This window comes from Isoptericola sp. 178 (assembly GCF_030586525.1).
In the GTDB taxonomy this organism is placed as follows: Bacteria; Actinomycetota; Actinomycetes; order Actinomycetales; family Cellulomonadaceae; genus Isoptericola; species Isoptericola sediminis.
The window spans coordinates 817,988-844,967 of record NZ_JAUQYN010000002.1; the positions used below are offsets into that span (position 1 = coordinate 817,988).

The 26,980-nt window shown below is 72.9% G+C and carries 25 protein-coding genes; 23 read left to right on the plus strand and 2 right to left on the minus strand.

Annotated features, from left to right (window positions below; all coding sequences use genetic code 11):
• Positions 1-76: 76 nt before the first annotated feature.
• From tsf to Q6349_RS08355, 10 genes are all read left to right on the plus strand, one after another.
• Positions 77-916 (plus strand): translation elongation factor Ts, encoded by an 840-nt coding sequence (tsf, locus tag Q6349_RS08310; RefSeq protein WP_171246293.1) that lies wholly within the window; start codon positions 77-79, stop codon positions 914-916.
• Between the two features lie 158 nt (positions 917-1,074).
• On the plus strand, positions 1,075-1,839 hold the full coding sequence (gene pyrH / locus Q6349_RS08315; RefSeq protein WP_246246398.1) for a UMP kinase: 765 nt from the start codon (positions 1,075-1,077) through the stop codon (positions 1,837-1,839).
• A gap of 44 nt (positions 1,840-1,883) precedes the next feature.
• Positions 1,884-2,441 (plus strand): ribosome recycling factor, encoded by a 558-nt coding sequence (frr, locus tag Q6349_RS08320; RefSeq protein ID WP_304603656.1) that lies wholly within the window; start codon positions 1,884-1,886, stop codon positions 2,439-2,441.
• Positions 2,441-3,274, plus strand: a complete 834-nt coding sequence (locus Q6349_RS08325) for a phosphatidate cytidylyltransferase (RefSeq protein ID WP_304603657.1) — start codon at positions 2,441-2,443, stop codon at positions 3,272-3,274. Before frr ends, Q6349_RS08325 begins: the two co-directional genes overlap by 1 nt.
• A gap of 111 nt (positions 3,275-3,385) precedes the next feature.
• On the plus strand, positions 3,386-4,483 hold the full coding sequence (gene rlmN / locus Q6349_RS08330) for a 23S rRNA (adenine(2503)-C(2))-methyltransferase RlmN (RefSeq protein ID WP_369810845.1): 1,098 nt from the start codon (positions 3,386-3,388) through the stop codon (positions 4,481-4,483).
• Positions 4,480-5,031, plus strand: a complete 552-nt coding sequence (locus Q6349_RS08335; protein ID WP_171246290.1) for a DivIVA domain-containing protein — start codon at positions 4,480-4,482, stop codon at positions 5,029-5,031. Before rlmN ends, Q6349_RS08335 begins: the two co-directional genes overlap by 4 nt.
• Before the next feature lie 17 nt (positions 5,032-5,048).
• Positions 5,049-6,233: a 1-deoxy-D-xylulose-5-phosphate reductoisomerase gene (gene dxr / locus Q6349_RS08340; RefSeq protein ID WP_304603658.1), complete on the plus strand. Its 1,185-nt coding sequence runs from the start codon at positions 5,049-5,051 to the stop codon at positions 6,231-6,233.
• 62 nt (positions 6,234-6,295) lie between these two features.
• Positions 6,296-7,561: an RIP metalloprotease gene (locus tag Q6349_RS08345; protein WP_304603659.1), complete on the plus strand. Its 1,266-nt coding sequence runs from the start codon at positions 6,296-6,298 to the stop codon at positions 7,559-7,561.
• A gap of 90 nt (positions 7,562-7,651) precedes the next feature.
• Entirely contained in the window at positions 7,652-8,812 is a 1,161-nt protein-coding gene (gene ispG, locus Q6349_RS08350; RefSeq protein WP_304603660.1) for a flavodoxin-dependent (E)-4-hydroxy-3-methylbut-2-enyl-diphosphate synthase, read from the plus strand.
• 35 nt (positions 8,813-8,847) lie between these two features.
• Positions 8,848-9,771, plus strand: a complete 924-nt coding sequence (locus Q6349_RS08355) for a DUF4081 domain-containing GNAT family N-acetyltransferase (protein WP_304603661.1) — start codon at positions 8,848-8,850, stop codon at positions 9,769-9,771.
• Between the two features lie 7 nt (positions 9,772-9,778).
• Here the strand turns inward: Q6349_RS08355 and Q6349_RS08360 are convergent, their stop codons facing one another.
• The gene (locus tag Q6349_RS08360) at positions 9,779-10,657 is read right to left on the minus strand and encodes an Fpg/Nei family DNA glycosylase (RefSeq protein WP_304603662.1); all 879 of its coding nucleotides are present in this window, start codon (positions 10,655-10,657) and stop codon (positions 9,779-9,781) included.
• Between the two features lie 49 nt (positions 10,658-10,706).
• On the opposite strand from Q6349_RS08360, the gene Q6349_RS08365 reads away from it, so the two are divergent.
• Entirely contained in the window at positions 10,707-12,533 is a 1,827-nt protein-coding gene (locus Q6349_RS08365; RefSeq protein ID WP_304603663.1) for a proline--tRNA ligase, read from the plus strand.
• A 3-nt stretch (positions 12,534-12,536) separates the two neighbouring features.
• On the opposite strand, the gene Q6349_RS08370 is transcribed toward Q6349_RS08365, so the two are convergent.
• Positions 12,537-13,778: a DUF4439 domain-containing protein gene (locus Q6349_RS08370; RefSeq protein ID WP_304603664.1), complete on the minus strand. Its 1,242-nt coding sequence runs from the start codon at positions 13,776-13,778 to the stop codon at positions 12,537-12,539.
• 157 nt (positions 13,779-13,935) lie between these two features.
• Here Q6349_RS08370 and rimP point away from each other — a divergent pair, with 157 nt between their 5' ends.
• From rimP to Q6349_RS08430, 12 genes are all read left to right on the plus strand, one after another.
• A complete protein-coding gene (gene rimP / locus Q6349_RS08375) occupies positions 13,936-14,460 on the plus strand; it encodes a ribosome maturation factor RimP (protein ID WP_171246283.1) in 525 nt (174 codons plus the stop codon).
• A gap of 2 nt (positions 14,461-14,462) precedes the next feature.
• Positions 14,463-15,503 carry a transcription termination factor NusA gene (gene nusA, locus Q6349_RS08380; protein ID WP_304603665.1) on the plus strand — a complete coding sequence of 347 codons (1,041 nt, stop codon included), beginning with the start codon at positions 14,463-14,465 and terminating at the stop codon, positions 15,501-15,503.
• A gap of 14 nt (positions 15,504-15,517) precedes the next feature.
• The gene (locus Q6349_RS08385; protein ID WP_304603666.1) at positions 15,518-15,865 is read left to right on the plus strand and encodes a YlxR family protein; all 348 of its coding nucleotides are present in this window, start codon (positions 15,518-15,520) and stop codon (positions 15,863-15,865) included.
• 183 nt (positions 15,866-16,048) lie between these two features.
• Entirely contained in the window at positions 16,049-18,934 is a 2,886-nt protein-coding gene (gene infB, locus Q6349_RS08390) for a translation initiation factor IF-2 (RefSeq protein ID WP_304603667.1), read from the plus strand.
• 87 nt (positions 18,935-19,021) lie between these two features.
• On the plus strand, positions 19,022-19,453 hold the full coding sequence (gene rbfA, locus Q6349_RS08395; protein WP_304603668.1) for a 30S ribosome-binding factor RbfA: 432 nt from the start codon (positions 19,022-19,024) through the stop codon (positions 19,451-19,453).
• 95 nt (positions 19,454-19,548) lie between these two features.
• The gene (truB, locus tag Q6349_RS08400) at positions 19,549-20,508 is read left to right on the plus strand and encodes a tRNA pseudouridine(55) synthase TruB (protein ID WP_304603669.1); all 960 of its coding nucleotides are present in this window, start codon (positions 19,549-19,551) and stop codon (positions 20,506-20,508) included.
• 68 nt (positions 20,509-20,576) lie between these two features.
• Positions 20,577-21,554: a bifunctional riboflavin kinase/FAD synthetase gene (locus tag Q6349_RS08405; RefSeq protein WP_304603670.1), complete on the plus strand. Its 978-nt coding sequence runs from the start codon at positions 20,577-20,579 to the stop codon at positions 21,552-21,554.
• Between the two features lie 91 nt (positions 21,555-21,645).
• Positions 21,646-21,915, plus strand: a complete 270-nt coding sequence (rpsO, locus tag Q6349_RS08410; protein ID WP_171246276.1) for a 30S ribosomal protein S15 — start codon at positions 21,646-21,648, stop codon at positions 21,913-21,915.
• 212 nt (positions 21,916-22,127) lie between these two features.
• Entirely contained in the window at positions 22,128-24,374 is a 2,247-nt protein-coding gene (locus Q6349_RS08415) for a polyribonucleotide nucleotidyltransferase (RefSeq protein ID WP_171246275.1), read from the plus strand.
• A gap of 8 nt (positions 24,375-24,382) precedes the next feature.
• Positions 24,383-25,711, plus strand: a complete 1,329-nt coding sequence (locus tag Q6349_RS08420) for a pitrilysin family protein (RefSeq protein ID WP_171246274.1) — start codon at positions 24,383-24,385, stop codon at positions 25,709-25,711.
• Positions 25,712-25,721: 10 nt separating this feature from the next.
• Positions 25,722-26,501, plus strand: a complete 780-nt coding sequence (gene dapB / locus Q6349_RS08425; protein WP_304603671.1) for a 4-hydroxy-tetrahydrodipicolinate reductase — start codon at positions 25,722-25,724, stop codon at positions 26,499-26,501.
• On the plus strand, positions 26,498-26,977 hold the full coding sequence (locus Q6349_RS08430) for a hypothetical protein (RefSeq protein ID WP_304603672.1): 480 nt from the start codon (positions 26,498-26,500) through the stop codon (positions 26,975-26,977). The genes dapB and Q6349_RS08430 overlap by 4 nt, the downstream gene beginning before the upstream one ends.
• Positions 26,978-26,980: the final 3 nt, after the last annotated feature.

The following is a 26,980-nucleotide window of genomic DNA, read 5'->3' on the forward strand; positions in this document are numbered from 1 at the left end:
GGGGGGGGCGGGGTCGCCCCCCCCCCCCCCCCGCCGCCTCACCGCCCACCGCACACCAGCACGGAGGACATCCCCCATGGCGAACTACACCGCCGCTGACATCAAGGCCCTGCGTGAGCGCACCGGCGCCGGCATGCTCGACGTCAAGAAGGCGCTCGACGCGGCCGACGGCAACACGGACCAGGCCATCGAGATCATCCGCAAGAAGGGCCTGGCCAAGGCGGCCAAGCGCGAGGGCAACACCGCCTCCGAGGGTCTCGTCGCGGCGACGATCACCGACGCTGCCGACGGCCAGGTCGCCACGATGGTCGAGCTGAACGCGGAGACGGACTTCGTCGTCAAGAACGAGAACTTCGTCGCGCTGGCCGACACGGTGCTGCAGGCCGCCGCGGCCGCCGGTGCCACCGACGCCGAGTCGGCCCTGGCCGCCCCGGCCGGTGACAGCACGGTCGCCGACACGATCGCCGCCCAGGGCGCCACCATGGGCGAGAAGGTCGTGCTGCGCCGCGTCGCGCGCGTCGAGGGCCCGAAGGTCACCGCCTACCTGCACAAGACCGCCAAGGACCTGCCGCCGTCGATCGGCGTCCTGGTCGTGACGGACGCCGCGGGCGAGGAGGTCGCCAAGGACGTGGCCCAGCACATCGCCGCGCTGGCCCCGCAGTACCTGACCCGCGACGACGTCCCCGCGGACATCGTCGAGAAGGAGCGCGAGATCGCCCGCGAGCGGTCGATCGCCGAGGGCAAGCCCGAGGCCGCGCTGCCGAAGATCGTCGAGGGTCGCCTCAACGGCTTCTTCAAGGAGGCCGTGCTGGTGGACCAGCCGCTGGCGAAGGACACCAAGACGACCGTCGGCAAGCACGTCGAGGCGGCGGGCGGCCAGCTGCTCGGCTTCGTGCGCTTCCGCGTCGGCAACTGATGTGACCACGGCCCGGCCGCACCGGCGACGGATGCGGCCGGGCCGTCGTGCGTCCGCTCCCGGTACCTCCCCGGGCGGACGACGGCATCCGATGCCAGGATGCGCCAGGAGAGGGACCCGTACGGGGCGACCCGGACGACGACGAGACGGACGGTGGCATGACGCACTTCGACCAGGACCAGATCGTGACCGGGCACGTCCCGCCGAAGGACGCCGACACCCGGCGGGTGCTGCTCAAGCTGTCCGGTGAGACGTTCGGCGGCGGCGCCGTCGGTCTGGCCAGCGACGTCGTGCGCCGGGTCGCCCAGGAGATCGGCGAGGCCGTGCGCCAGGGCGTGCAGGTCGCCATCGTCGTCGGCGGCGGGAACTTCTTCCGCGGCGCCGAGCTGTCCCGTGCCGGTCTGGACCGGGCCCGCGCGGACTACATGGGCATGCTGGGCACGGTGATGAACTGTCTGGCGCTGCAGGACTTCCTCGAGCAGGACGGCGTCAAGACGCGGGTCCAGACGGCGATCACGATGGGCCAGGTCGCCGAGCCCTACATCCCGCTGCGTGCCATGCGCCACCTGGAGAAGGGCCGCGTGGTCATCTTCGGCGCCGGCGCCGGCATGCCGTACTTCTCCACCGACACGGTCTCGGTGCAGCGCGCCCTGGAGACGCACTGCGACGAGGTCCTCATGGGCAAGAACGGCGTCGACGGTGTCTACACCGCCGACCCCCGCACCGACGCGTCGGCCGAGCGGCTCGAGCACCTCACCTACACGGACGCCCTCGTGCGCGGACTGAACGTGATGGACGCCACGGCCCTGTCGATGTGCCGGGACAACGACGTGCACATGCGTGTCTTCGGCCTGGAGGAGACCGGTAACGTGACCCGTGCACTGCTCGGCGAGAAGATCGGGACCTCCGTCACCACCCGCTGAGCGTGCACCGACCCCCCTAACCATCACGAGCAAGGAGCACCCGGGTGATCGACGACACCCTCCTCGAGGCCGAGGAGAAGATGGACACGGCGATCGAGTTCGCCAAGGAGCAGTTCGGTGCGATCCGCACCGGTCGCGCGAACGCCGGCATGTTCTCCTCGCTCGAGGTGGACTACTACGGCGCGCCGACGCCCCTGCAGCAGCTGGCGTCCTTCAACATCCCCGACGGGCGGACCGTCCTCATCTCCCCGTTCGACAAGAGCTCGATGTCGGCGATCGAGAAGACGCTGCGCGAGTCCGACCTCGGTGTGAACCCGTCCAACGACGGCAACACGATCCGCGTCGTCATGCCGACGCTGACCGAGGAGCGTCGCCGCGACTACGTCAAGCTCGCCAAGACCAAGGCCGAGGACGCGCGCATCTCCGTGCGTGGCGTGCGCCGCAAGGCCAAGGAGCAGATCGACAAGGCGGTCAAGGACGGCGAGGTCGGTGAGGACGAGGGTGCCCGCGCGGAGAAGGAGCTCGAGGCGCTGACCAAGAAGCACGTCGACCTCGTGGACCACCTGCTCGCCCACAAGGAGAGCGAGCTGCTCGAGGTCTGATGTCCCCCGTCGACGCGCAGCGCCGGCCGTCCCGAGCCGGACGCAACCTCCCCGCCGCCGTCGCGGTCGGGCTCGGGCTGCTCCTGCTGCTCGCCGCCTCGCTCTGGTTCCGGCCCGAGCCCTTCGTGGCGTTCGCGGTCGTGGCCCAGAGCGCAGCCCTGTGGGAGCTGCGCGTCGCCTTCGCCCGGCGTGCGATCCAGATCCCGCTGACCCCGCTGCTCGTGGGCGGGGCCGGCATGGCCGTGTCGGCGTACGCCGCCGGGCCCGAGGCGCTGCTGGTGGCGTTCATGCTCACCGTCGGCGCGGTCGTGGTCTGGCGGGTGCTGGACGGCTCCGGCCCACGAGCGCTGCGGGACGCGGCCGCCGGCGTGTTCGCCGCGACGTACCTGCCGTTCATGGCGGGCTTCGTGATGCTCATCCTGGACCAGCCGGACGGCGAGCTGCGGGTGGCGCTCTTCGTCCTGCTGGCCGTCGCGAACGACGTCGGCGGCTACGCCTCCGGGGTGTTCTTCGGGCGCCATCCCATGGCACCCTCGGTCAGTCCCAAGAAGAGCTGGGAGGGGCTGGCCGGCTCGGTGGTCCTGACCACCACGGTGGGGATCGTCGGAGCGCTGTTCGTGCTGGACGCCCCGTGGTGGCTCGGCATCGGCCTCGGCGTCCTCACCGCGGTCACCGCGACGGCCGGCGACCTGGCGGAGTCCCTGATCAAGCGTGATCTCGACCTGAAGGACATGGGGTCGCTGCTGCCCGGCCACGGCGGCGTCCTCGACCGCCTGGACTCCCTGGTCGTCACCGCCCCGTTCGTCTACCTGGTCATGGCCGCCACGGTCTGAGCTGCGAAGGAACTACTCATGGCACCACCGAACGCCCCCACCGGGGCCGGCGCCGACCTCGGCATCCCCGCGGTGCGCCCCTCCGACGAGACCGCGCCGATGCCGCTGCAGATGGCGCCCCGCCGTCGCGGCAAGCCGCCGAAGCACTTCGCGGACCTGACCCCCGCCGAGCGCGTCGCCTCGGTCGCCGAGATGGGCGAGAAGCCGTTCCGCGCCAAGCAGCTCGCCGCGCACTACTTCACGCACTTCACCTCCGACCCGTCGGAGATGACCGACCTGCCCAAGGCCACCCGGGACCAGCTGGCGGAGACGATGTTCCCGCCGCTGATCCGCCCCACCCGGCGGATGGAGGCCGACGGCGGCACCACCGTCAAGACGTTGTGGCACCTGTTCGACGACGCCAAGGTCGAGTCGGTGCTGATGCGCTATCCGCACCGGACCACGCTGTGCGTGTCCTCGCAGGCGGGGTGCGGCATGGCGTGCCCGTTCTGCGCCACGGGTCAGCTCGGGCTGACCCGCAACCTGTCGACGGCCGAGATCCTCGAGCAGGTCCGGGACGCCTTCCGTGCGCTGGACCGCGGGGAGATCCCGGGCGGCCCCGCCCGCCTGAACAACCTCGTGTTCATGGGGATGGGGGAGCCGCTGGCGAACCCGCGCGCCGTCATCGAGACGGTCAAGGCCCTGGTGGCGCCCGCCCCCGAGGGGTTCGGCATGTCGGCGCGCAACATCACCGTGTCGACCGTCGGTCTGGTGCCCGCGATGCGCAAGCTCGCCGACCTCGGCATCCCCGTCACGCTCGCCCTGTCGCTGCACGCGCCGGACGACGACCTGCGCAGCGAGCTGGTGCCGATCAACACGCGCTGGAGCGTCGACGAGGCGATCGACGCTGCGCGGCACTACTACGAGGTGACCGGCCGGCGCGTGTCCATCGAGTACGCGCTCATCAAGGACATGAACGACCACGGCTGGCGTGCCGACCTGCTCGCGGAGAAGCTCAACGCCCGCGGCAGGGGCTGGGTGCACGTCAACCCGATCCCGCTCAACCCGACCCCCGGCTCGATCTGGACGGCGTCCGACCGTTCCGTGGAGGACGAGTTCGTGGCACGATTGCGCGGGCACGGAATCCCGACCACGATCCGTGACACCCGCGGGAGCGACATCGACGGCGCCTGCGGGCAGCTGGCCGCCGAGGAGGACGACGACGAGTGAGCACGCTCTTTTCCACCGTGTCGAAGATGCGACAGGGGTACGACCCGGACGAGGTCGACGAGTTCTTCGACCACGCCCGACAGGCGTACGAGGGGCAGACCCCCGAGCCGATGACGAACGCGGACGTCGCGGCGTCCACCTTCGACCTGGTGCGCGGTGGCTACAACACCCATGAGGTCGACGCGGCCCTGGACCGCCTGGAGGGCGCCTTCATCGCCCGGCAGCGGGCCGACTTCGTCAACGGCCACGGGCAGGAGGCCTGGATGGCCGCGCTGGCCGAGCGGGCCCGCACGCTGTACGGCCGCCTCGGTCGTCCCGACGGTCAGAAGTTCGCCCCGGCCGAGCGCGGCCAGCAGGGCTACGACATGGACGACGTCGACGCGCTGTGCGACCGGCTCGTGGGGTACTTCGACCGCCAGGAGCCGCTGACGGCGGCCGAGCTGCGGTCGGCCACGTTCAGCCGCGCCAAGGGCAAGGACGCCTACGCCGAGGGGCCCGTGGACAAGTTCCTGGCGCGGGCGATCGAGGTGCTCCTCGGGGTCGAGTGACCTGGGATGATGGGGCCATGCCCCACGCCGCACGCACCCTGACCCTGCTCGGTTCCACCGGATCGATCGGCACGCAGGCCCTCGACGTCATCGACGCCCACCCGGGACGCTTCGTCGTCGAGGCGCTCAGCGCCGGAGGGTCCGACGTGGACGCCCTGGCCGCCCAGGCGGCCCGGTACGGGGTGCGTGCCGTCGCGGTGGCCGACGCCGACCGGGCGGACGCGCTGCGCGAGGCGCTGCGCGGAGCCAAGGGGCCCGGCGCGGCCGAGGTCGAGGTGCTGGCCGGTCCGCAGGCCGCCGCCGAGGTGGCCGGACGCGGCAGCGACGTCGTGCTCAACGGCATCACCGGGTCCGTCGGTCTGCGTCCCACCCTGGCCGCCCTGGCGGCGGGGTCGACCCTGGCGCTGGCGAACAAGGAGTCCTTGGTGGTCGGCGGCGCGCTCGTCAAGACGGCCGCTGCCCCCGGCCAGATCGTGCCGGTCGACTCCGAGCACTCCGCCATCGCGCAGGCGTTGCGTGGCGGGGCGCGCGAGGAGGTCCGCCGGATCGTCCTGACGGCCTCCGGCGGGCCGTTCCGCGGCCGGACCCGTGACGAGATCCGGACGGTGACCGCGGACCAGGCGCTCGCCCACCCGACGTGGGCGATGGGACCGGTGGTCACGGTGAACTCGGCGTCGCTGATGAACAAGGGCCTCGAGCTCATCGAGGCGCACCTGCTGTTCGACGTGCCCACCGACGACATCACCGTCGTCGTGCACCCGCAGTCGGTGGTGCACTCGATGGTCGAGTTCCGCGACGGCTCGACGATCGCGCAGGCCTCGCCGCCGGACATGCGCCTGCCCATCGCGCTGGGCCTGTCGTGGCCCGAGCGCCTCGACGTCGTCTCGCCGCCGTGCGACTGGACGCAGGCGGCGAGCTGGACCTTCGAGCCGCTGGACGAGCACACCTTCCCGGCCGTCGGGCTGGCGCGGGCGGCGGCCGCTGCCTCCGCCACCCACCCGGCGGTCTACAACGCCGCCAACGAGCAGGGCGTCGCCGCCTTCCTCGACGGGCGGATCGGGTTCCTCGACATCGTGGGCACCGTCGAACGGGTTCTTGGCGAGCACGAGGGCGCGGCAGCGGCGGACGTCACTCTCCAGGACGTCGAGGAGACCGAGACCTGGGCGCGCGCCCGGGCGGACGAGCTGCTCTCCCGCCGCTGAGGCGCGGCGGGGGCCGCCGGACCGGACAGCGACCTCCCAGGAAGGTCGCCTAGGCTGCTGGGGTGGACATCCTTCCTCTCGTCGTCGGCATCGTCGTCATCGTGGTCGGCATCCTCGTCTCGATCGCCCTGCACGAGGTGGGGCACATGGTGCCCGCCAAGAAGTTCGGCGTCCGGGTCAGCGAGTACATGGTCGGGTTCGGCCCGACCCTGTGGTCGCGCCGCAAGGGCGAGACCGAGTACGGCCTCAAGGCGATCCCGCTGGGCGGCTACGTGCGCCTCGTCGGCATGATGCCCCCCGCGCCGGCGGGCCGCCGCCCGCGCGAAGGGTTCTTCGGTCAGGTGATCGCCGACGCTCGCGACGCCAGCGTCTCCGAGATCCGGCCCGGCGAGGAGCACCGCGCGTTCTACCGGCTCTCCACCCCCAAGAAGCTGGTGGTGATGCTGGGCGGGCCCGTGATGAACCTCGTCATCGCCGTGGTGCTGCTCGCGGTGGTCTTCCTGGCGATCGGCATGCCCACCGCGACGACGACCGTCGCGCAGGTCGGCGACGACACCGCCGCGGCGTCCGCCGGGGTCGAGTCCGGGGACGAGGTCGTCGCCTTCGACGGGGAGCCCGTCGAGGACTGGAACCAGCTCGTCGGGATGATCAACGACGCGGCGGGGGAGCCCGTGCCGATGGTCGTCGAGCGGGACGGCGCGCAGGTCACCTTGACCGTCACCCCGACCCCGGCAGAGCGGCCGCAGACCGACGCCGACGGCTACCCCGTCCTCGACGCGGACGGCGAGCCGGTGCTGGTCGACGGCGCGCTGCTGGGCGTGACGTCGAGCGTGGAGCGGCAGGCGCTGCCGGTCTCGTCGGTCCCCGAGGCGATCTGGTTGCAGACCTCGGAGACCGCCAAGGCGATCGTCAGCCTGCCGGTGCGGGTGTACGACGCCGCCTACGAGGCGTTCACCGACGCGCCGCGCTCGCAGGACTCGGTGATGTCCGTGGTCGGCGTGGGGCGCGCGGCCGTGGACACCGCGGGGGCCGAGGACTACTCCGTGGTCGCCCGCGTCCAGCTGATGCTCATGCTGCTCGCCTCGTTGAACGTGGCGCTGTTCATGTTCAACCTCATCCCGCTGCTGCCCCTGGACGGCGGCCACGTGGCGAACGCGCTCTACGAGGGCGGCCGGCGCACGGTCGCCCGGGTGCGGGGGCACGCGCTGCCGGGACCGGCGGACGTCGCCCGCATGATGCCCGTGGCCTACGTGGTGTTCGTGCTCCTCATCGGTGTCGGTGCCGTGCTCATGGTGGCCGATCTGGTCGATCCCGTCCGGCTGTTCTGATCGCGAGCACGGCGTGGTGATCCGGTGACCATCAGGGTGTGACCGGGTCGGCGGTGCACAGCACGGGCAAAACCGCGCGATACTGGCGTGGTGACTGCAGTGAACCTCGGCATGCCCGCACCCCCCGCGCCCACGCTCGCCCCGCGGCGGAAGACCCGCAAGATCAAGGTCGGTGACGTCTACGTCGGTGGCGACGCCCCGATCAGCGTCCAGTCGATGACGACGACCAAGACCACCGACATCAACGGCACCCTCCAGCAGATCGCGGAGCTGACGGCCGCCGGCTGCGACATCGTGCGCGTCGCCTGCCCGACGCAGGACGACGCCGAGGCGCTGCCGATCATCGCGAAGAAGTCGCAGATCCCCGTGATCGCAGACATCCACTTCCAGCCCAAGTACGTGTTCGCCGCCATCGAGGCCGGCTGCGCCGCCGTGCGTGTGAACCCGGGCAACATCAAGAAGTTCGACGACCAGGTCAAGGAGATCGCCCAGGCGGCGAAGGACCACGGCACGTCGCTGCGCATCGGCGTCAACGCCGGCTCCCTGGACAAGCGGCTGCTGGAGAAGTACGGCAAGCCGACCCCGGAGGCGCTCGTCGAGTCCGCGGTCTGGGAGGCGAGCCTGTTCGAGGAGCACGACTTCCACGACTTCAAGATCTCCGTGAAGCACAACGACCCGGTCGTCATGGTGCGCGCCTACGAGCTGCTCTCGCAGCGGGGCGACTGGCCGCTGCACCTCGGCGTCACCGAGGCCGGCCCCGCCTTCCAGGGCACGATCAAGTCCGCCACGGCGTTCGGCGCCCTGCTCAGCCAGGGGATCGGCGACACCATCCGCGTGTCGCTGTCGGCCCCGCCGGTCGAGGAGGTCAAGGTCGGCACGCAGATCCTGCAGTCGCTCAACCTGCGGCCCCGCAAGCTGGAGATCGTCTCCTGCCCGTCCTGCGGCCGTGCCCAGGTGGACGTCTACGAGCTGGCCGACAAGGTGACCGCCGGGCTGGAGGGCATGGCGGTGCCGCTGCGGGTGGCGGTCATGGGCTGTGTCGTCAACGGTCCCGGTGAGGCGCGCGAGGCGGACCTCGGCGTCGCCTCCGGGAACGGCAAGGGGCAGATCTTCGTCAAGGGCGAGGTCATCAAGACCGTCCCCGAGGCGCAGATCGTCGAGACCCTCATCGAGGAGGCGAACCGCATCGCCGAGACGATGGACGCCCCCGAGAACGACGACCAGGCCGGTGCCGTGGTCACGGTGGGCTAGTCACGCACGAGGGCGACGGCCGAGGGGAGCACGCGATGGGATGGCGACCGGCGCTGCGCAGCCGGTCGCCCGCGCCCGGTGACGGGGGTGGCGCCGGGGCGCGGGTCCTCGGGGCGGAGGACCTGGTCGAGGCCCGACGGGTCTGCGCGCGGGAACCTGTCACGGGCGTGCTCGCCGCGGCCCGGCTCGACATCGCCCTGCACGTGGGGCTGGCAGCGGCCGGCGGCCAGGTCTGGGGCTACCCGGCGGCAGGTGACCTGCGCGCCGTGTGCTGGGCCGGGGCGAACCTCGTGCCCGTCGTGCCGTCGGCGCTGGACCGCTCCGACGCCGACGACGCCGTGGCCGCGTTCGCCGCCGTCGCGCGGGAGCAGGGTCGGCGCTCCAGCTCGATCGTGGGGGAGCGGCGGACCACCCTGCGGCTCTGGGAGCTGCTCTCCCCGGTGTGGCCGCCCCCGCGCGAGGTGCGTACCGACCAGCCGTCGCTGGTGCTCGACCACGACCCGCAGATCGACCCCGACCCCCGGGTCCGGGTCTCCGACCTGTCCGAGCTCGACCTGGTCCTGCCCGCCTGCGTGCGGATGTTCACCGAGGAGGTCGGGTACTCCCCGGTGGCGGGGGGCGGCAGCGCCTACGCGGCCCGGGTGCGCGCGCTCATCGCCGAACGACGCTCCTACGTCCGGATCGACCCGGACGACACCGGGGCGCCGCGGGTGGTGTTCAAGGCCGAGCTGGGCGCGGTGGCGGGTGGCGTGGCGCAGGTCCAGGGCGTGTGGGTCGACCCGGAGCTGCGCGGGCAGGGACTCGCCGCGTCCGGCATGGCCGCCGTCGTCGCCCTGACGCGGCAGCACGTCGCACCGGTGGTGTCGCTGTACGTCAACGGGTTCAACGCCCCGGCGCTCGCCACGTACCGTCGGGTGGGGTTCACCCAGGTCGGGACGTTCGCCACCGTCCTGTTCTGAGGCCGCGCTACCGCAGCAGCCGCGACATGCGCCGGTCGGCGAGCACGTGCCCCCCGGTCTGGCAGGTCGCGCAGTACTGCAGCGAGCGGTCGGCGAACGAGACCTCGCGCACCACGTCGCCGCACACCGGGCACGTCTGCCCGGTCCGTCCGTGCACCTGCATGCCGCGGCGCTTGGCGTCCTTCAGCTCGGCCGCCGGACGACCCTCCGCGGCGGCCACCGCGGCCGTGAGCGTGTCCACGACGGCCCGGTGCAGGGCGTCGACGGCGTCGTCGTCGAACGACCGCGTCAGCGCGAAGGGGGACACCTGGGCGGTGTGCAGGATCTCGTCGGAGTAGGCGTTGCCGATCCCGGCGATCGCGCGCTGATCGCGCAGCAGCCCCTTCACCTGCTGGTTGCGGGCCCGCAGCAGCTCGCCCAGCACGTCCGCCGTGAAGTCCTCGGACAGCGGCTCGACACCGAGCGTGCGGATCGCCTCCACCGCCTCCGCGTCCTCGACGACGTGCACGGCGACGCGTCGACGGGTACCGGCCTCGGTCACGTCGGCGCCGGCGCCGTCGTCGAACCGGAGGCGGAGCGTGAGCGACGCCCCGCGCGACCCGCCGCCCAGCCGGGGCCGGACCGGCGTGGTCGGTGCCTGCTCCCGCCAGCGGACCCAGCCGCCGCGGGCCAGGTGCACCGCCAGCGACGGGCCGTCGGTGGCGAGCACGAGCCACTTGCCCCGCCGTGACCAGCCGTGCACCGACCGGCCGACCAGGGCCGACAGCGGCGGGTCGTAGGTCTTGAGCGCGGCGACGGCCCCGACGTCGGCGGCCTCGATCGTGCGGCCCCGCGTCCGTCCGTCCAGGAAGCGGGCCAGCGCCTCCACCTCCGGCAGCTCTGGCATGGTCCCAGTGTCGCCGATCCGGCCGGTGCGCGCCGTTAGGCTGTGCCCCATGTCGATCGCGTCCCACCGCAGCGGTGACCTGCTGCGCCTGTCCTCCCTGTTCGTGCGTACCCTGCGCGAGGATCCCGCCGACGCCGAGGTCGCCAGCCACCGGTTGCTGGTCCGTGCCGGGTACATCCGGCGTGCCGCCCCGGGCGTGTACTCGTGGCTGCCGCTCGGGCTGCGCGTGCTCGCGAAGATCGAGGCCGTCGTGCGCGAGGAGATGGACGCGATCGGTGCGCAGGAGGTCCACTTCCCGGCGCTGCTGCCGCGCGAGCCGTACGAGGCGACGGGCCGGTGGAACGAGTACGGGCCCAACCTGTTCCGGCTCAAGGACCGCAAGGACGCGGACTACCTCCTGGCGCCCACCCACGAGGAGATGTTCACGCTCCTGGTCAAGGACCTGTACTCCTCGTACAAGGACCTGCCGCTGGCCCTCTACCAGATCCAGACGAAGTACCGTGACGAGGCGCGTCCCCGCGCCGGTCTCATCCGGGGCCGCGAGTTCATCATGAAGGACGCCTACTCCTTCGACCTCGACGACGAGGGTCTGGCGACGGCCTACGAGAAGCAGCGGGGCGCCTACCGGCGGATCTTCGACCGGCTCGGGCTCGACTACGTGATCGTCGCGGCGACCTCCGGGGCGATGGGCGGGTCCCGGTCCGAGGAGTTCCTCTCGCCGTCCCCGATCGGGGAGGACACCTTCGTGCGCTCCGGCGGCGGCTACGCGGCCAACGTGGAGGCGGTCTCGACGCCGGTGCCCGACCCGGTGCCCTTCGACGACGCCCCGGCGGCCCACGTCGAGGACACCCCGGACACCCCGACGATCGAGACGCTGGTCGACTTCGCCAACGCCCACCACCCGCGGCCGGACCGCGCCTGGACCGCGGCGGACACCCTGAAGAACGTGGTGCTCGCTGCGACCCATCCCGGCGGACGCCGGGAGCTCGTCGTGGTCGGCGTGCCGGGGGACCGCGAGGTGGACGTGAAGCGGCTGGAGGCGGCGATGGCGCCGGCGGAGGTCGAGCCGGCTTCGGAGGCCGACTTCGCCGCGCACCCCGAGCTCGTCAAGGGCTACATCGGCCCGGGCGTCCTGGGCCCTCAGGGCAAGCAGGTCACCGACGTCGAGTCCGGCGAGGTGCGGTCCGCGGTCCGCTACCTGCTCGACCCGCGCGTCGTCAGCGGGACCCGGTGGATCACCGGTGCCGACGAGGCCGGGCGCCACGTGTTCGACCTCGTGGCGGGCCGCGACTTCAGCGGCGACGGCACCGTGGAGGCCGCCGAGGTCCGCGCCGGCGACCCGGCGCCCGACGGGTCGGGGCCCCTCGAGCTCGCCCGCGGCATCGAGATCGGCCACATCTTCCAGCTCGGCCGCAAGTACGCCGAGTCCCTCGACCTGAAGGTGCTCGACCCGAACGGCAAGCAGGCCGTGGTGACCATGGGCTCCTACGGCATCGGCGTGACCCGCGTGCTGGCCGCGCTGGCCGAGGCGAACCACGACGACCGGGGTCTCGCGTGGCCGGCGAAGGTCGCCCCGGCACACGTCCACGTCGTCGCCACCGGCAAGAACGCCGAGGTGTTCGAGGCCGCTGACGAGCTGGCGTCGCGACTGGTCGCCGAGGGTGTCGAGGTCATCTACGACGACCGGCCCAAGGTCTCGCCCGGCGTGAAGTTCGCCGACGCCGAGCTCTTCGGCGTCCCGCTCGTCGTCGTGGTGGGCCGGGGCCTGGCCGACGGTGTGGTCGAGGTGCGGCCGCGCGTCGGGGACGCCCGGCAGGTCGCGGTGGACGACGCGGTCGCCGAGGTCACACGCCAGGTCGAGGAGCTGCTCGCCTGAACTTCACCCGTCCTGGTCGGTCGGCTCCTGCGGGCCGTCCCCGTCCGTCGCCTCCTCGGGGCGCTGCTCCGGCAGCCCCGGGAACGGCACGGGCTCGGCGCCCCAGGCGTCGAGCGTGAGCGCGGACTCGACGAGCAGGTCGACCAGGACGGTGCGGGTGTCCGGCGCGGTCGTGCCGACGAGCGTCGCGTAGGTCGTGGCCAGGTCGTTCTCCACCGAGCGCACCAGCGCGCGGTCGCCCGGTCGGCGGGGGACGGCGTACGCCGCCTGGCGCGGGTCCTGCGCGGTCCCGTCCGTCCCGGCCACGAGCGCCCAGGCAGCGGCCCGATCGGTGTGCACGTCGGCGCGCTCGACGTACCGGGAACGTTCGTCCTCGGGACGGATCGCGGCACGCAGCCGGACGGCGTAGCCCGCCGAGTGCTCGGAGGCCACGAGTGTCCGCAGGTCCGCCGCGGTGAGCCCCTCGGGCACCACCGCCGGCTCCCCGGAGTCCGGCGAGGTGCTGGAGACGCCGGTACGGGCCGGGTCCCCCTCGGCCGGTGTCTCGTCGGCCTCCGCTCCGTCCTCGGGGCCGTCCGGCGGGGCCGTCACGGTGGGCTCGGCGGAACCGTCCGCCCCGGCGTCGTCCCGGGCGTCCTCGGCCGGCGCCGGATCGTCGGCCACCGCGGCGTCCACCTCGGCGGGTCCGGGCAGCTGCGGCACCACCGGCGGGGGCGCGCTGTCGGTGTACTCGCCGACGCGGGTCGCCGAGACGGCCTGGGCCGCGCCGACGGAGGCCAGCAGCCGTGCGAGGGGACCGTCGGCCGTGGTCCCGGCGGCGGTCCGGTTGCGCCCGGAGGCGTCGGCCAGGGCCGCGACGACGTCGTCCGGGCCGACGGCGTCGGCCGGCGAGCTCTGCGGGGACCCGCTCGGCGGGTCCGCCGGCTCCTGCAGCCCGGAGTCGTACACGCCGCCCAGCTGGTCGGCCTGCTCCCGGGAGTCGGCCGCGACACGTTCGAGCTCGGCGACGAGCCGGCGACGGCGGTCGCCCAGCTCGTCGATCACGGCGTCGGCCTGCTCGGCGACGAACAGCGCGTCGGTGACGGCGGTACGGCGCACGATCTCGATCGTGTCCGGCCCCGGCTCGGCAGGCGGGGGCGTCTCCAGCCGCAGCCCGCAGCCGGTGAGCAGCAGCGCCACGAGGACGCTGCCGACCACGACCCGCATCCGGCGGCGGGTCGGGGCGGGCGGGGGCTGCGGTTCCATCGTGCCCCGATCTTGCCACGTCCCGGTGTGACGTTCCTCCACCTGTCCACGCGGGTCGTCGGGCGCACGGTGGGCGGGGGGTTCGTTACGCTGGTCGACGCACAACGACACACCGCCGCGGGACGTCCCGGCGCGGGAGCACCCACGGGAGGCAACGATGGCAGCAGGAGAGGACCGGACCTCGGACGGACGTGTCCGAGCGGTGGTCGGCCCGGTGGTCGACGACGCCGGTCTGTTCCTCGAGGACGTCCGGGTGACCCGGGCCGGCAGCCGGTCGGTGGTCCGGCTGACGATCGACCTCCCGGAGCACCTCGTGGGCAGCCTCGACTCCGACACGCTCGCCGACACGTCCCGGGCGGTCTCCGCCGCGCTGGACGACGCCGACGTGGTCCGCGGCCAGTACACCCTGGAGGTGTCCACCCCGGGTGTGTCCCGCCCGCTGACGGAGCTGCGCCACTACCGTCGGGCGCGCACCCGCCGGGTGCGGCTGACCCTGGACGACGGGCAGGTCGCGGAGGGCCGTCTGACCGGCGTGGACGGTGACGGCGACGACGCGGTGCTGGTCCTCGACGGCGAGCAGCGGGTCGCGTACGGACGGGTGCGCCGGGGACGCGTCGAGGCGGAGCTGGACCGGCGCGAGGACGACGAGGCGGGGACGTCCCGCCAGGGCGAGGAGAGCTGACGATGGACATCGACATGAGCGCGCTGCGGATGCTGGAGCGCGAGCGGGAGATCAGCCTGGACCTGCTGGTCGAGGCCATCGAGCAGGCGCTGCTGTCCGCCTACCACCGCACCCCGAACGCCTACCACCACGCGCGGGTCGAGCTCGACCGCAAGTCGGGGCACGTCACGGTGTGGGCCCGCGAGCAGATCCGGACGCCCGACCCGGAGGACCCGGAGGGCCGGGGCACGATCGAGCTGGGCCCGGAGTTCGACCACACGCCCGAGAACTTCGGCCGGATCGCCACCGCCACCGCCCGCCAGGTGATCGTGCAGCGTCTGCGCGACGCCGAGGACGACCAGGTGCTGGGCACGTTCCGCGGCAAGGAGGGCGAGATCCTCGCCGGCGTGATCCAGCAGGGTCACGACCCGCGGACGGTGCTCGTGGACGTCGGCGAGATCGAGGCCGTCCTGCCGCCGCACGAGCAGGTGCCGGGCGAGAAGTACGTCCACGGCGAGCGCCTGCGCGCCTACGTCGTGGAGGTCGCCCGTGGCATGAAGGGCGCCAAGGTCACGCTCAGCCGCACCCACCCGGGTCTCGTCCGCAAGCTGTTCGAGCTCGAGGTCCCGGAGATCGCCGACGGGTCGGTCGAGATCACCGCCGTCGCCCGGGAGGCCGGGCACCGCTCCAAGGTCGCCGTGCGGTCCACGGTGCCCGGGCTCAACGCCAAGGGCGCCTGCATCGGCCCGATGGGTTCGCGCGTGCGCGCCGTCATGGCGGAGCTGCACGGGGAGAAGATCGACATCGTCGACCACAGCGACGACCCGGCCCGCTTCGTGGCGAGCGCCCTGTCCCCGGCCCGTGTGAGCTCTGTCACGGTCGTCGACGCGGAGGCGAAGGCCGCCCGCGCCGTCGTGCCGGACTACCAGCTCTCGCTCGCGATCGGCAAGGAAGGGCAGAATGCCCGGCTCGCGGCCAAGCTCACGGGGTGGCGGATCGACATCCGTTCCGACGAGGGCACGCCGGGGGCGGTGGCCGACGGGGACGCGGTCGAGGAAGCCTGAGCTGGTCGAGGCCCATGAGCAGTCGCGTTAGACTGGAGGGGATCGGGTCGCGCGACCCTGTTCCGGCACGCCCCGCCACCACCCCGCCACGACCGGTGGGACCGGTGCGGACGTGTGTCGGATGCCGGCAGCGCGACCTGCGGTCGCAGCTCTTGCGGCTGGTCCTCGTGACGTCGGACGACGCCCCGCGCGTCGCGGTCGACGTCCGGGCGTGCCTGCCGGGGCGTGGAGCCTGGATCCATGAGGACCTCGCCTGCTTGGACCGTGCCGTCCGGCGACGGGCCGTCCCGCGCGCACTGCGTGCGGGTGGCCCGGTGGACCTGGAGCCGGTCCGGGCATATCTGGAGCACCAGGACCGTTGAAGAACCTGGGCGGCACCGTCGGTGCCGCCCCCGTCGCGACCGGGCGTCCTCGCCCGGCCGCACACGCGTACGTCGACAAGGAAGCGGGTCAGAAGCCGATGGGCACCCGATGAGTCCCGAACGATGAGTACTCAGTACTAGCGACGGTCCTGCCTGTCTCGGTGGGGCCGAGACAGGAGAGATGTGGCGAAGATCCGCGTCCACGAGCTGGCGAAGCAGCTCGGGGTGGAGAGCAAGACCCTGCTGGCCGAGCTGAAGGCCTCAGGTGAATTCGTCCGGTCGGCGTCCTCGACGCTCGAGGCACCGGTCGAGCGCATGATGCGTGGCAAGTTCACGGCGTCCGACGCCGGAGCGGCCAAGGACGGCAAGTCCGCCAAGCCCGCCCCGAAGAAGAAGCCCGCCGCGCCCAAGCCGGGTGCACCGGCGGCGGCCGGCGAGCAGGCCGCGAAGCCTGCCGCCTCGACGCCCGCCGAGGCGCCGAAGCCGGGTTCCGCACCCAAGCCGGGTGCGGCGAAGCCCGGGGCCGCGCCGAAGCCGGGTGCCGAGAAGGCGCCGGCGGCGGAGACCCCGAAGCCCGCTGCCGAGAAGGCACCGCAGGCCGAGAAGCCCGCTGCTCCGACCCCCGGGTCGGCACCGAAGCCGGGCGCCACGCCCAAGCCGGGTGGCGGCCCCAAGCCGGGTGCACCGAAGCCGGGCGGGCAGCGTTCCGGTGGTGGCGGCCGCAGCGGCGGTCCGCGGCCGGGCAACAACCCCTACGCGTCCCAGCAGGGCATGCAGCGTGGCGGGGGTCCGCGGCCGGGCAACAACCCGTACTCCTCGCAGCAGGGCATGCAGCAGCGGCCCGCGCGCGGCGAGGGCAAGCCGGCCGAGCGCTCCGGCGGTCCGCGTCCGGGTGCCCCGCGTCCGGCCGCTCCGCGTCCGGGCGCCCCGCGCCCGAACCCGGGCATGATGCCGGGCAAGACCAGCATGCCGCGACCGGGCGAGCGTCCCGGCGGCGGTGGTCGCGGCGGCCGTGGTCGCGGTGGCGGCCCGGGCGGTCCCGGTGGTGCCGGCGGTCCCGGTGGCGGTCGGGGCGGTTTCCGTCCCGGTGGCGGCGGCGGGTTCCGCGGCCGTGGCGGCGCCGGCCGTGGCAGCACCCAGGGTGCGTTCGGTCGCGCCGGCGGCAAGCCGGTCCGGGGACGCAAGTCGAAGCGGGCGAAGCGTCAAGAGTTCGAGCAGATGCAGGCCCCGACGCCGGGTGGCGTCTCGGTCCCGCGCGGCAACGGCAACACCCTGGTGCGCCTGCGCTACGGCTCGTCCCTGAACGACTTCGCGGACAAGATCGACGCGAACCCGGCGGCGCTGGTCACGGTGCTCCTGCACCTGGGCGAGATGGCGACCGCGACGCAGTCGCTGGACGAGGACACGTTCGTCACGCTCGGGTCGGAGCTCGGCTACAAGATCGAGATGGTCTCCGCCGAGGAGGAGGACCGCGAGCTGCTCGGGTCCTTCGACATCGACCTGCAGGCCGAGGAGGCCGACGAGACCGACGAGGACCTGGAGGCGCGGCCGCCGGTCGTGACCGTCATGGGTCACGTCGACCACGGTAAGACGAAGCTGCTGGACGCCATCCGGTCCACGGACGTCGTCGCCGGTGAGGCCGGTGGGATCACCCAGCACATCGGTGCCTACCAGGTGCACACCGAGCACGAGGGCGCCGACCGGGCCGTCACGTTCATCGACACCCCGGGTCACGAGGCCTTCACGGCCATGCGTGCCCGTGGTGCCAAGGCGACGGACATCGCGATCCTCGTGGTGGCCGCGGACGACGGCGTGATGCCGCAGACGATCGAGGCGCTGAACCACGCCCAGGCGGCGGACGTGCCGATCGTCGTGGCGGTGAACAAGGTGGACAAGGAGGGGGCGAACCCCGACAAGATCCGCCAGCAGCTCACCGAGTACAACCTCGTGGCCGAGGAGTACGGCGGCGACACGATGTTCGTCGAGGTCTCCGCGCTGCGGCGCCAGGGTATCGACAGCCTCCTCGAGGCCGTCCTGCTGACCGCTGACGCGGCGCTCGACCTCCGGGCCAACCCGGAGAAGGACGCCCGCGGTGTGGCGATCGAGGCCCACCTGGACAAGGGCCGCGGTTCCGTGGCCACCGTCCTGGTGCAGTCGGGCACGCTGCGCGTCGGCGACGCCATCGTCGCGGGCACCGCGCACGGTCGTGTGCGGGCGATGTTCGACGAGCACGGCGAGTCCGTCACCGAGGCGGGTCCGGCGCGTCCGGTCCAGGTCCTGGGTCTGGCGTCGGTGCCGAGCGCCGGCGACACGTTCCTCGCCGCACCCGACGAGCGCACCGCTCGTCAGATCGCCGAGAAGCGCGAGGCGGCCGAGCGTGCCGCGCTGCTGGCCAAGCGGCGCAAGCGCATCAGCCTCGAGGACTTCACCAAGGCTCTCGAGCAGGGCAAGGTCGAGACGCTCAACCTGGTCATCAAGGGTGACGTGTCCGGTGCCGTCGAGGCGCTGGAGGACGCGCTGCTCAAGATCGACGTGGGCGACGAGGTCGACCTGCGCGTCATCCACCGCGGTGTGGGTGCGATCACGCAGAACGACGTCAACCTGGCCACGGTCGACAACGCCGTGATCCTCGGCTTCAACGTCCGCTTCGGCGAGCGTGTCGAGGACCTGGCCGAGCGCGAGGGCGTCGAGGTCAAGTTCTACTCGGTGATCTACCAGGCCATCGACGACATCGAGGCCGCCCTCAAGGGCATGCTCAAGCCGGAGTACGAGGAGGCGAAGCTCGGCAGCGCCGAGATCCGCCAGGTCTTCCGGTCCTCGAAGTTCGGCAACATCGCCGGTTCGATCGTCCGGTCGGGCACGATCCGACGGAACACCAAGGCCCGCGTGCTGCGCGACGGCCGCGTGGTGGGCGACGAGCTCACGGTCGAGTCGCTGCGACGCGAGAAGGACGACGTCACCGAGGTCCGCGAGGGCTTCGAGTGCGGTATCGGACTCGGGTCGTACAACGACATCGTCGAGGGCGACATCATCGAGACCTTCGAGATGCGCGAGATCCCCCGCGCCTGAGAAGGTCGGGACGGACGACGGCGCCCCGTCCGCACCGCCGAGCGCGGTGGGGGCGGGGCGCCGTCGGCGTCAGGACAAGGAGGACGGATGAGCGAGAACCCGCGGGCGCGCCGGTTGGCGGACCGCATCAAGGAGATCGTCGCGCAGATGCTCGACACGCGGATCAAGGATCCGCGACTCGGCTTCGTGACGGTCACGGACGTCCGTGTCACCGGCGACCTGCAGCAGGCGTCGGTGTTCTACACGGTCCTCGGCAGCGACGAGGACCGCGACGGCACGGCGGCGGCGCTGGAGAGCGCCAAGGGCATGATCCGCTCCGAGGTCGGCAAGCAGACCGGCGTGCGGCTGACGCCGACGATCGAGTTCCACCTGGACTCCGTGCCGGAGACGGCGGCGCACCTCGACGAGGCGCTGTCCCAGGCGCGGCTGCGGGACGCCGAGCTCGCGGCGCTGCGCGAGGGCAAGTCCCCGGCCGGTGACGCCGACCCGTACCGCACGTCGGACGACGACACCGACTGACGACCGCCCCGATGCCGCGGGGAGAAGGTCCGCCGGGCCGGAGCGATCCGGCCCGGCACCTCCTGCGCGTGGCGGTGGGGGAGAGGGGAGATCCCGTGGCCGACCGTGGCACGGCGCGCCCGCCGCGCCGTCCGACGGCGCCGGACGGTCTGCTGATCGTCGACAAGCCGGCCGGCTGGACCAGCCACGACGTCGTCGGGCGTTGCCGGCGGCTGGCGGGCACGCGCAAGGTCGGGCACGCCGGCACCCTGGACCCGATGGCGACGGGTGTGCTGGTGGTCGGCGTCGGTCGGGCGACCAAGCTGCTCACCTACGTGGTGGGCGCGGACAAGGCCTACCGGGCGACGATCCGGCTGGGTGTCTCCACGACGACCGACGACGCCGAGGGCGAGACCCTCGAGGCCCGGGGCGTGGGCGAGGGCGTGGACCCTGCCGCCCTCGCGCGGCAGGTCGCCGCCCTCACCGGCGACATCCGGCAGGTCCCGAGCACCGTCAGCGCGATCAAGGTCGACGGACGCCGGGCCTACGCCCGGGCCCGTGCCGGCGAGGAGGTCGAGCTCGCCGACCGTCCCGTCACCGTGAGCTCGTTCGAGGTGCTCGAGACCCGTCCGGCCACGGCCGACGGCGGCGTGGCGGTGCTCGACGTCGACGTCGAGGTGGTGGTCTCCTCGGGCACGTACGTGCGTGCGCTGGCCCGGGACCTGGGCGAGGCGCTCGGCGTCGGCGGGCACCTGACCGCGTTGCGCCGCACCCGTGTCGGCGGGTACCCGCTCGATCGTGCCCGGACCCTCGACGAGCTCGAGGCCCAGGCCGACGCCGACGGCGTGCTCGCCACCCTCCCGCTCGGCGACGCCGCGCGGAGCACCTTCCCCGTCCGTGAGCTGACCGACGCCGAGGCCCGGGCCCTGGGCTACGGGCAGTGGGTGACCCCGACCGGCATGCGGGGCACCGTGGCGGGCCTGGCCCCGGACGGCACGCTCGTCGCCCTGCTGGAGGACACGACGCGGCGCGGGGAACGGCGGGCCAAGCCCGTCCTGGTCCTCGCCCCGGCCTGAGCGGGACTATCCTGATCCGTCGGCGTCGTGAGGCGTCGGCCCGTCCGGCAACGAGGAGCGCGATCGGCGTGCAGGTGTTCACGGACCTCTCCGAGGTCCCCGAGGACTTCGGTCCGTCGGTCGTGACGATCGGCAACTTCGACGGCGTGCACCGCGGTCACCAGGCGGTGCTCGCCCGACTCGTCCGCCTGGCGCGCGCCGACGGCTGCGCCGCGGTCGCCGTGACCTTCGACCCGCACCCCGCCGCCGTCCACCGTCCCGACTCCGCTCCCGAGCTCATCACGGGGATCGACGACCGCCTCGAGCTGCTGGCGGAGACCGGCCTCGACGCCGTCCTCGTGATCCGCTACACCCTGGACTTCGCGGAGCAGAGCCCCGAGGAGTTCGTCACGCGCTACCTCACCGGGGCGCTCGGTGCGCGCAGCGTCGTCGTGGGCCACGACGTGCGCTTCGGCCGGGCCAACGCCGGGACGCTGGCCACCATGGTCGACCTGGGCGGGCGCCACGGGTTCGAGGTCGTGGCGATCGACGACGTGGGGGAGTGCCAGCCCGCGCAGGACGGTGCCGGCCAGCGCTGGTCCAGCTCGGCGGCACGCGCCCTGATCGCCGAGGGCGACGTCGCCCAGGCCGCCGACGTCCTGGGCCGGCCCCACCGGGTGCGGGGCGTCGTCGTGCGGGGGGACGCCCGCGGCCGCGAGCTCGGGTTCCCCACGGCCAACCTGGGGGACATCGCCGGCATGGTCCCTGCCGACGGGGTGTACGCGGGGTGGCTGCGCCGGCCCGGGCGGACGGGCCAGGAGCCCGCGGACCCCGACGCGCTGCTGCCCGCGGCGATCTCGATCGGCACCAACCCGACGTTCGACGGCGTCGAACGTCGGGTGGAGGCCTACGTCCTGGACCGCACCGATCTCGACCTGTACGGCGAGGAGGTGGTGCTCGAGATGGTCGAGCACCTGCGCCCGACGGTCCGTTTCGACGGCATCGAGGCGCTGGTCGAGCAGATGACCCACGACGTGGCCCGCGCCCGCGGTGTGCTGCTGTCCTGATACGATGGTCGCTGCCGTAGATCGGCCGCGGATCCAGAGCGCCCGGTGAAGCAGTCCCGGAGCACCGCGCAACGACACCAGAAGGAGAGCCATGCCGCTCGACGCTGCCACGAAGCAGAACATCATCACCGAGTACGCGACTCACGAGGGCGACACCGGCTCGCCGGAGGTCCAGATCGCTCTGCTGACCCAGCGGATCACCGACCTGACCGAGCACCTCAAGGAGCACAAGCAGGACCACCACTCCCGTCGTGGTCTGCTCCTCCTGGTCGGCCAGCGTCGCCGTCTGCTCAGCTACCTGCAGAAGGTCGACATCCAGCGCTACCGCGCGCTCATCGAGCGCCTCGGCCTGCGCCGCTGACGTCCCGCCACCAGCCCGGTCCCTCTCGCAGGGACCGGGCTGGTCTGGTGTGATGTCCTTGTAGACGTAACACCGCACACCGCGCCGCCGGGCCGTCGTCCGGTCCTCGGTAGTGGCCCCCCGATCCGCCGGTTCCCCCGGTGTGCTCCGAGGGCCTCGATCGAAGACCGTCGCTCGGGCGGGCGGCGCCTTCGAGAGCAAGGAGGGCACCCGTGGAGGGTCCCGAGATCCAGTCCGCCGAGGCCGTCATCGACAACGGCCGCTTCGGCACCCGTACCGTCCGCTTCGAGACCGGCCGACTGGCCCGGCAGGCCGCCGGCGCCGTCTCCGCCTACCTCGACGACGAGACCATGCTGCTGTCGACCACCGCGGTCGGCAAGCACCCCAAGGACCAGTTCGACTTCTTCCCGCTGACGGTGGACGTCGAGGAGCGGATGTACGCCGCGGGCCGCATCCCCGGCTCGTTCTTCCGCCGTGAGGGCCGCCCGTCCACCGAGGCGATCCTCACCTGCCGGCTCACCGACCGCCCGCTGCGCCCGCTCTTCGTCAAGGGCCTGCGCAACGAGGTGCAGATCGTCATCACCGTCATGGCGCAGCACCCGGACGACGCCTACGACGTGCTGGCGATGAACGCCGCGTCCGCGTCGACGCAGATCTCCGGCCTGCCGTTCTCCGGCCCGGCCGGCGCCGTGCGCATCGCGCTCATCGACGACCAGTGGGTCGCCTTCCCGAAGTACTCGGACAAGGAGCGCGCCGTCTTCGAGATGGTCGTCGCGGGCCGCAAGGTCACCGCCGCCGACGGTTCCGAGGACGTCGCCATCGCGATGATCGAGGCCGAGGCCACCGACGACGCCTGGAACCTGGTCAAGAACGAGGGCGCCACCGCCCCGACCGAGCAGGTCGTGGCCGAGGGCATCGACGCGGCCAAGCCGTTCATCGCCGCCCTGTGCGACGCCCAGCTCTCGCTGGCCTCGCAGTCGGCCAAGGACGTCGCCGAGTTCCCGCTGTTCCCGGACTACGCCGACGACGCCTACGCCGCCGTCGAGTCCGCGGTCTCCGCCCCGGCCGCCGAGGCCCTGGCGATCGGCGACAAGCAGGAGCGCGAGAACCGCCTCGACGAGATCAAGGCGGGGATGCTCGAGCAGCTCGCCGAGCAGTTCGAGGGCCGCGAGAAGGAGCTCTCGGCGGCCTTCCGCTCCCTGCAGAAGCAGCTCGTGCGTCAGCGCGTGCTGACCGACGGCGTGCGGATCGACGGCCGTGGGCTCGCGGACATCCGCACCCTGTCGGCCGAGGTCGAGGTGCTCCCGCGGGTGCACGGCTCGGCGCTGTTCGAGCGTGGCGAGACCCAGATCCTGGGCGTCACGACGCTGAACATGCTGCGCATGGAGCAGCAGATCGACTCCCTGGGGCCGGTCACGCGCAAGCGCTACATGCACAACTACAACTTCCCGCCGTACTCGACCGGTGAGACCGGCCGTGTCGGCTCGCCCAAGCGCCGTGAGATCGGCCACGGCGCGCTCGCCGAGCGCGCCCTGGTCCCGGTGCTGCCGAGCCGCGAGGAGTTCCCGTACGCGATCCGCCAGGTCTCCGAGGCCCTCGGCTCCAACGGGTCCACCTCGATGGGCTCGGTCTGCGCCTCGACGCTGTCGCTCCTCAACGCCGGAGTGCCCCTCAAGGCGCCGGTGGCGGGCATCGCGATGGGTCTGGTCTCGGACACGGTGGACGGGGAGACCCGCTACGCCGCGATGACCGACATCCTCGGTGCCGAGGACGCCTTCGGCGACATGGACTTCAAGGTCGCCGGCACCCGGGAGTTCGTCACCGCCATCCAGCTCGACACCAAGCTCGACGGCATCCCGGCCTCCGTGCTGTCGGCCGCGCTGGGTCAGGCCCACGACGCCCGTCTGACGATCCTCGACGTCATCGCCGAGGCCATCGACACCCCGGACGAGATGTCGCCGAACGCGCCGCGCGTCATCGCGGTCAAGGTCCCCGTCGACAAGATCGGTGAGGTCATCGGGCCCAAGGGCAAGATGATCAACCAGATCCAGGAGGAGACCGGCGCGGACATCTCCATCGAGGACGACGGCACGGTCTACATCGGTGCGACCGACGGCCCGAGCGCCGAGGCGGCGCGGGCGTCGATCAACGCGATCGCCAACCCGCACGTCCCCGAGGTCGGCGAGCGCTTCGTCGGCACCGTGGTCAAGACCACCTCGTTCGGGGCCTTCATCTCGCTGGCCCCCGGCAAGGACGGTCTGCTGCACATCAGCCAGCTGCGCAAGCTGGTCGGTGGCAAGCGGGTGGAGAACGTCGACGACGTCCTGTCCATCGGCCAGAAGATCCAGGTCGAGATCGGTGAGATCGACTCCCGCGGCAAGCTGTCGCTGGTCGCGATCACCGAGGAGGACGACAAGCCCGCCGACGAGGCCGTCGCCACCGAGGCGAGCGAGGCCTGATCTCACCCATGAGCCAGCACCTGCCGCTCGTCGGAGCGGATCAGCCGGGTGCCGAGCTGACCGCCGGGCAGGACGGTGCGACGATCCGTCGCACCGTCCTGCCCGGCGGTGTGCGTGTGCTGACCGAGCACATGCCGGGGCTGCGCTCGGCCACCGTCGGCGCCTGGGTCGGCGTCGGGTCCCGCGACGAGACCGACGGGCACCACGGATCGACCCATTTCCTCGAGCACCTGCTGTTCAAGGGCACGGCGCGCCGGTCGGCGCTGGACATCGCCGAGGCGTTCGACGCCGTCGGCGGCGAGGCCAACGCCGCGACCGGCAAGGAGCACACGTGCTACTACGCGCGGGTGCTCGACGCCGACGTCCCGATGGCGGTCGACGTCGTCAGCGACATGATGACCTCGGCACGGCTCGACCCCGACGAGCTCGAGACGGAGCGGGGTGTGATCCTCGAGGAGCTCGCGATGGCCGAGGACGACCCCGCGGACCTGGCGCACGAGCGGTTCGCCGCCGCCGTGCTCGGCAGCCACCCGCTGGGCCGTCCGATCGGCGGCACCCCGGACGCGATCCGTGGCGTGCCGCGCGAGGCGGTCTGGGAGCACTACCGGTGGCACTACCGGCCCGAGACCCTCGTGGTCGCGGCGGCGGGCGGTGTCGACCACGACCGGCTCGTCGACCAGGTCGGCGAGGCGTTGTCGGCCGGCGGCTGGGACCTGACCGTCCCCGCCAGCCCGCGGCCGCGGCGGTCGGACGCCCCGGAGTCGGACGGCGTGCCCACCGAGGGCGTGGACGTCACCGTGCACCGCCCGATCGAGCAGGCGAACGTCATCCTCGGCACCACCGGGCTGAGCGCGACCGACGAGCGCCGCTTCACCATGACCGTGCTCAACGCGGTGCTCGGCGGCAGCATGTCCTCGCGGCTGTTCCAGGAGATCCGGGAGAAGCGCGGGCTCGCCTACGCCACGTACTCCTTCGCCCAGGGCCACGGGGGACTGGGGACCTTCGGGCTGTACGCGGGATGCACGCCCGGGCGCACCGACGAGGTCGTCACGATGCTCGGCGCCGAGCTCGACCGGCTGGCCGAGGACGGCATCACCGTCGCGGAGCTCGACCGGTCCGTCGGGCAGCTCTCCGGCGGGCTCGTGCTCGGGCTCGAGGACACCGGGTCGCGGATGAGCCGCCTGGGCCGGTCCGAGCTCGTCCTGGGCGAGCTGATGACCGTCGACGAGTCCCTGGAGCGCATCCGGTCCGTGACCCGCGAGGACGTGCGTGAGCTCGCCGCCGACCTGGCCGCGCGGCCGCGGTCGGTGGTGCGGGTGGGGCCCTTCACGGAATGAGGAGATGATCGTGAGCAGCAGCAGCGCCGTGAGGGTGGCCGTCATCGGGGCGGCCGGCCGCATGGGTGGCCAGACGTGCGCCGCCGTCGAGGCCGCCGAGGACCTGGAGCTCGTCGCGCGCATCGGCGCCGGCGACGACGTGGCGGCCGTCGTCCGCGAGTCCGGGGCCCAGGTCGCGGTCGACTTCAGCGTCCCCGCCGCCACCGAGGCGAACGTGCACGCGGCGCTGGACGCCGGCGCCGACGTCGTGGTCGGGACCACCGGCTGGGACGACTACTCGCGCGGCCGGGTGGCCGAGCACCTCGAGCGGCTCGCCGCGGCGGGCGACGGGCCGGGTCCTGGCGTCCTCATCGCGCCGAACTTCGGGCTGTCCGCCGTGCTGGCGATGACGTTCGCCGCCCGGGCGGCGCGCTACTTCGAGTCCGCGGAGGTCGTCGAGCTGCACCACCCGGACAAGGTCGACGCGCCCTCCGGCACGGCACGGCACACGGCGGCCGCGATCGCCGCCGCACGGGCGGAGGCCGGCCTGGAGCCGTCCCCGGACGCCACCCAGAACGGCTGGGACGCCCGGGGCGCGGACGTCGACGGGGTCCGGGTGCACGCGGTCCGGCTGCGCGGTCTCGTCGCCCACGAGGAGATCCTGTTCGGCAACGCCGGCGAGCAGCTCACGATCCGGCAGGACTCCTTCGACCGTGCCTCGTTCATGCCGGGCGTGCTGCTCGCGGTGCGCGAGGTCGGCTCGCGGCCGGGTCTCACCGTCGGCCTCGAGAACGTGCTGGACCTGTCGTGACCTCGTCCGAGCCGTCCCCGGCCACCCGGAGCCGCCCGCCGCGCGGTCTCGTCGGCGCCCTGGCCGTCACCGGGCTGCTGGCGATCTACGTCTGGGCGATCGCCGGACGCGGCGTCGCGATGATCGCCAGCGGCGAGGCGGTGCTGGTCGCGATCGGCGTGGCGGTGCTCGTCATCCCGCTGCTCGTGGTCGGGCTCATCGCCCGCGAGTTCTGGCTGGCGGCGCGGGTGCAGCGCATGGCCGACACCCTCGCCGGGGCCGGCGAGCTCCCGGTCGACGACCTGCCCCGGTCCCCGGGTGGACGCATCGACCGCGACGCGGCCGACGCCGCGTTCGCGGAGGCGCAGCAGGCCGTCGAGGCCGAGCCCGAGAGCTGGCGGGCCTGGTACCACCTGGCCTTCGCCTACGACGCCGCCCACGACCGCCGCCGCGCGCGCGCCGCGTTGCGCCGGGCCTCCTCGCTGTTCTCCGGCTGACCC

Excerpts from the sequence above, each read along its gene's own strand:
- dxr (WP_304603658.1), top strand. The coding sequence starts at position 5,049 with ATGCCCCACGCCGCACGCACCCTGACCCTGCTCGGTTCCACCGGATCG.
- rbfA (WP_304603668.1), top strand. The coding sequence starts at position 19,022 with ATGAGCGAGAACCCGCGGGCGCGCCGGTTGGCGGACCGCATCAAGGAG.
- Q6349_RS08360 (WP_304603662.1), bottom strand. The coding sequence starts at position 10,657 with ATGCCAGAGCTGCCGGAGGTGGAGGCGCTGGCCCGCTTCCTGGACGGA.
- Q6349_RS08365 (WP_304603663.1), top strand. The coding sequence starts at position 10,707 with ATGTCGATCGCGTCCCACCGCAGCGGTGACCTGCTGCGCCTGTCCTCC.
- tsf (WP_171246293.1), top strand. The coding sequence starts at position 77 with ATGGCGAACTACACCGCCGCTGACATCAAGGCCCTGCGTGAGCGCACC.
- Q6349_RS08385 (WP_304603666.1), top strand. The coding sequence starts at position 15,518 with ATGAGCAGTCGCGTTAGACTGGAGGGGATCGGGTCGCGCGACCCTGTT.
- Q6349_RS08325 (WP_304603657.1), top strand. The coding sequence starts at position 2,441 with ATGTCCCCCGTCGACGCGCAGCGCCGGCCGTCCCGAGCCGGACGCAAC.
- Q6349_RS08355 (WP_304603661.1), top strand. The coding sequence starts at position 8,848 with ATGGGATGGCGACCGGCGCTGCGCAGCCGGTCGCCCGCGCCCGGTGAC.
- rlmN (WP_369810845.1), top strand. The coding sequence starts at position 3,386 with ATGGCGCCCCGCCGTCGCGGCAAGCCGCCGAAGCACTTCGCGGACCTG.
- pyrH (WP_246246398.1), top strand. The coding sequence starts at position 1,075 with ATGACGCACTTCGACCAGGACCAGATCGTGACCGGGCACGTCCCGCCG.
- rpsO (WP_171246276.1), top strand. The coding sequence starts at position 21,646 with ATGCCGCTCGACGCTGCCACGAAGCAGAACATCATCACCGAGTACGCG.
- nusA (WP_304603665.1), top strand. The coding sequence starts at position 14,463 with ATGGACATCGACATGAGCGCGCTGCGGATGCTGGAGCGCGAGCGGGAG.
- rimP (WP_171246283.1), top strand. The coding sequence starts at position 13,936 with ATGGCAGCAGGAGAGGACCGGACCTCGGACGGACGTGTCCGAGCGGTG.
- Q6349_RS08370 (WP_304603664.1), bottom strand. The coding sequence starts at position 13,778 with ATGGAACCGCAGCCCCCGCCCGCCCCGACCCGCCGCCGGATGCGGGTC.
- Q6349_RS08420 (WP_171246274.1), top strand. The coding sequence starts at position 24,383 with ATGAGCCAGCACCTGCCGCTCGTCGGAGCGGATCAGCCGGGTGCCGAG.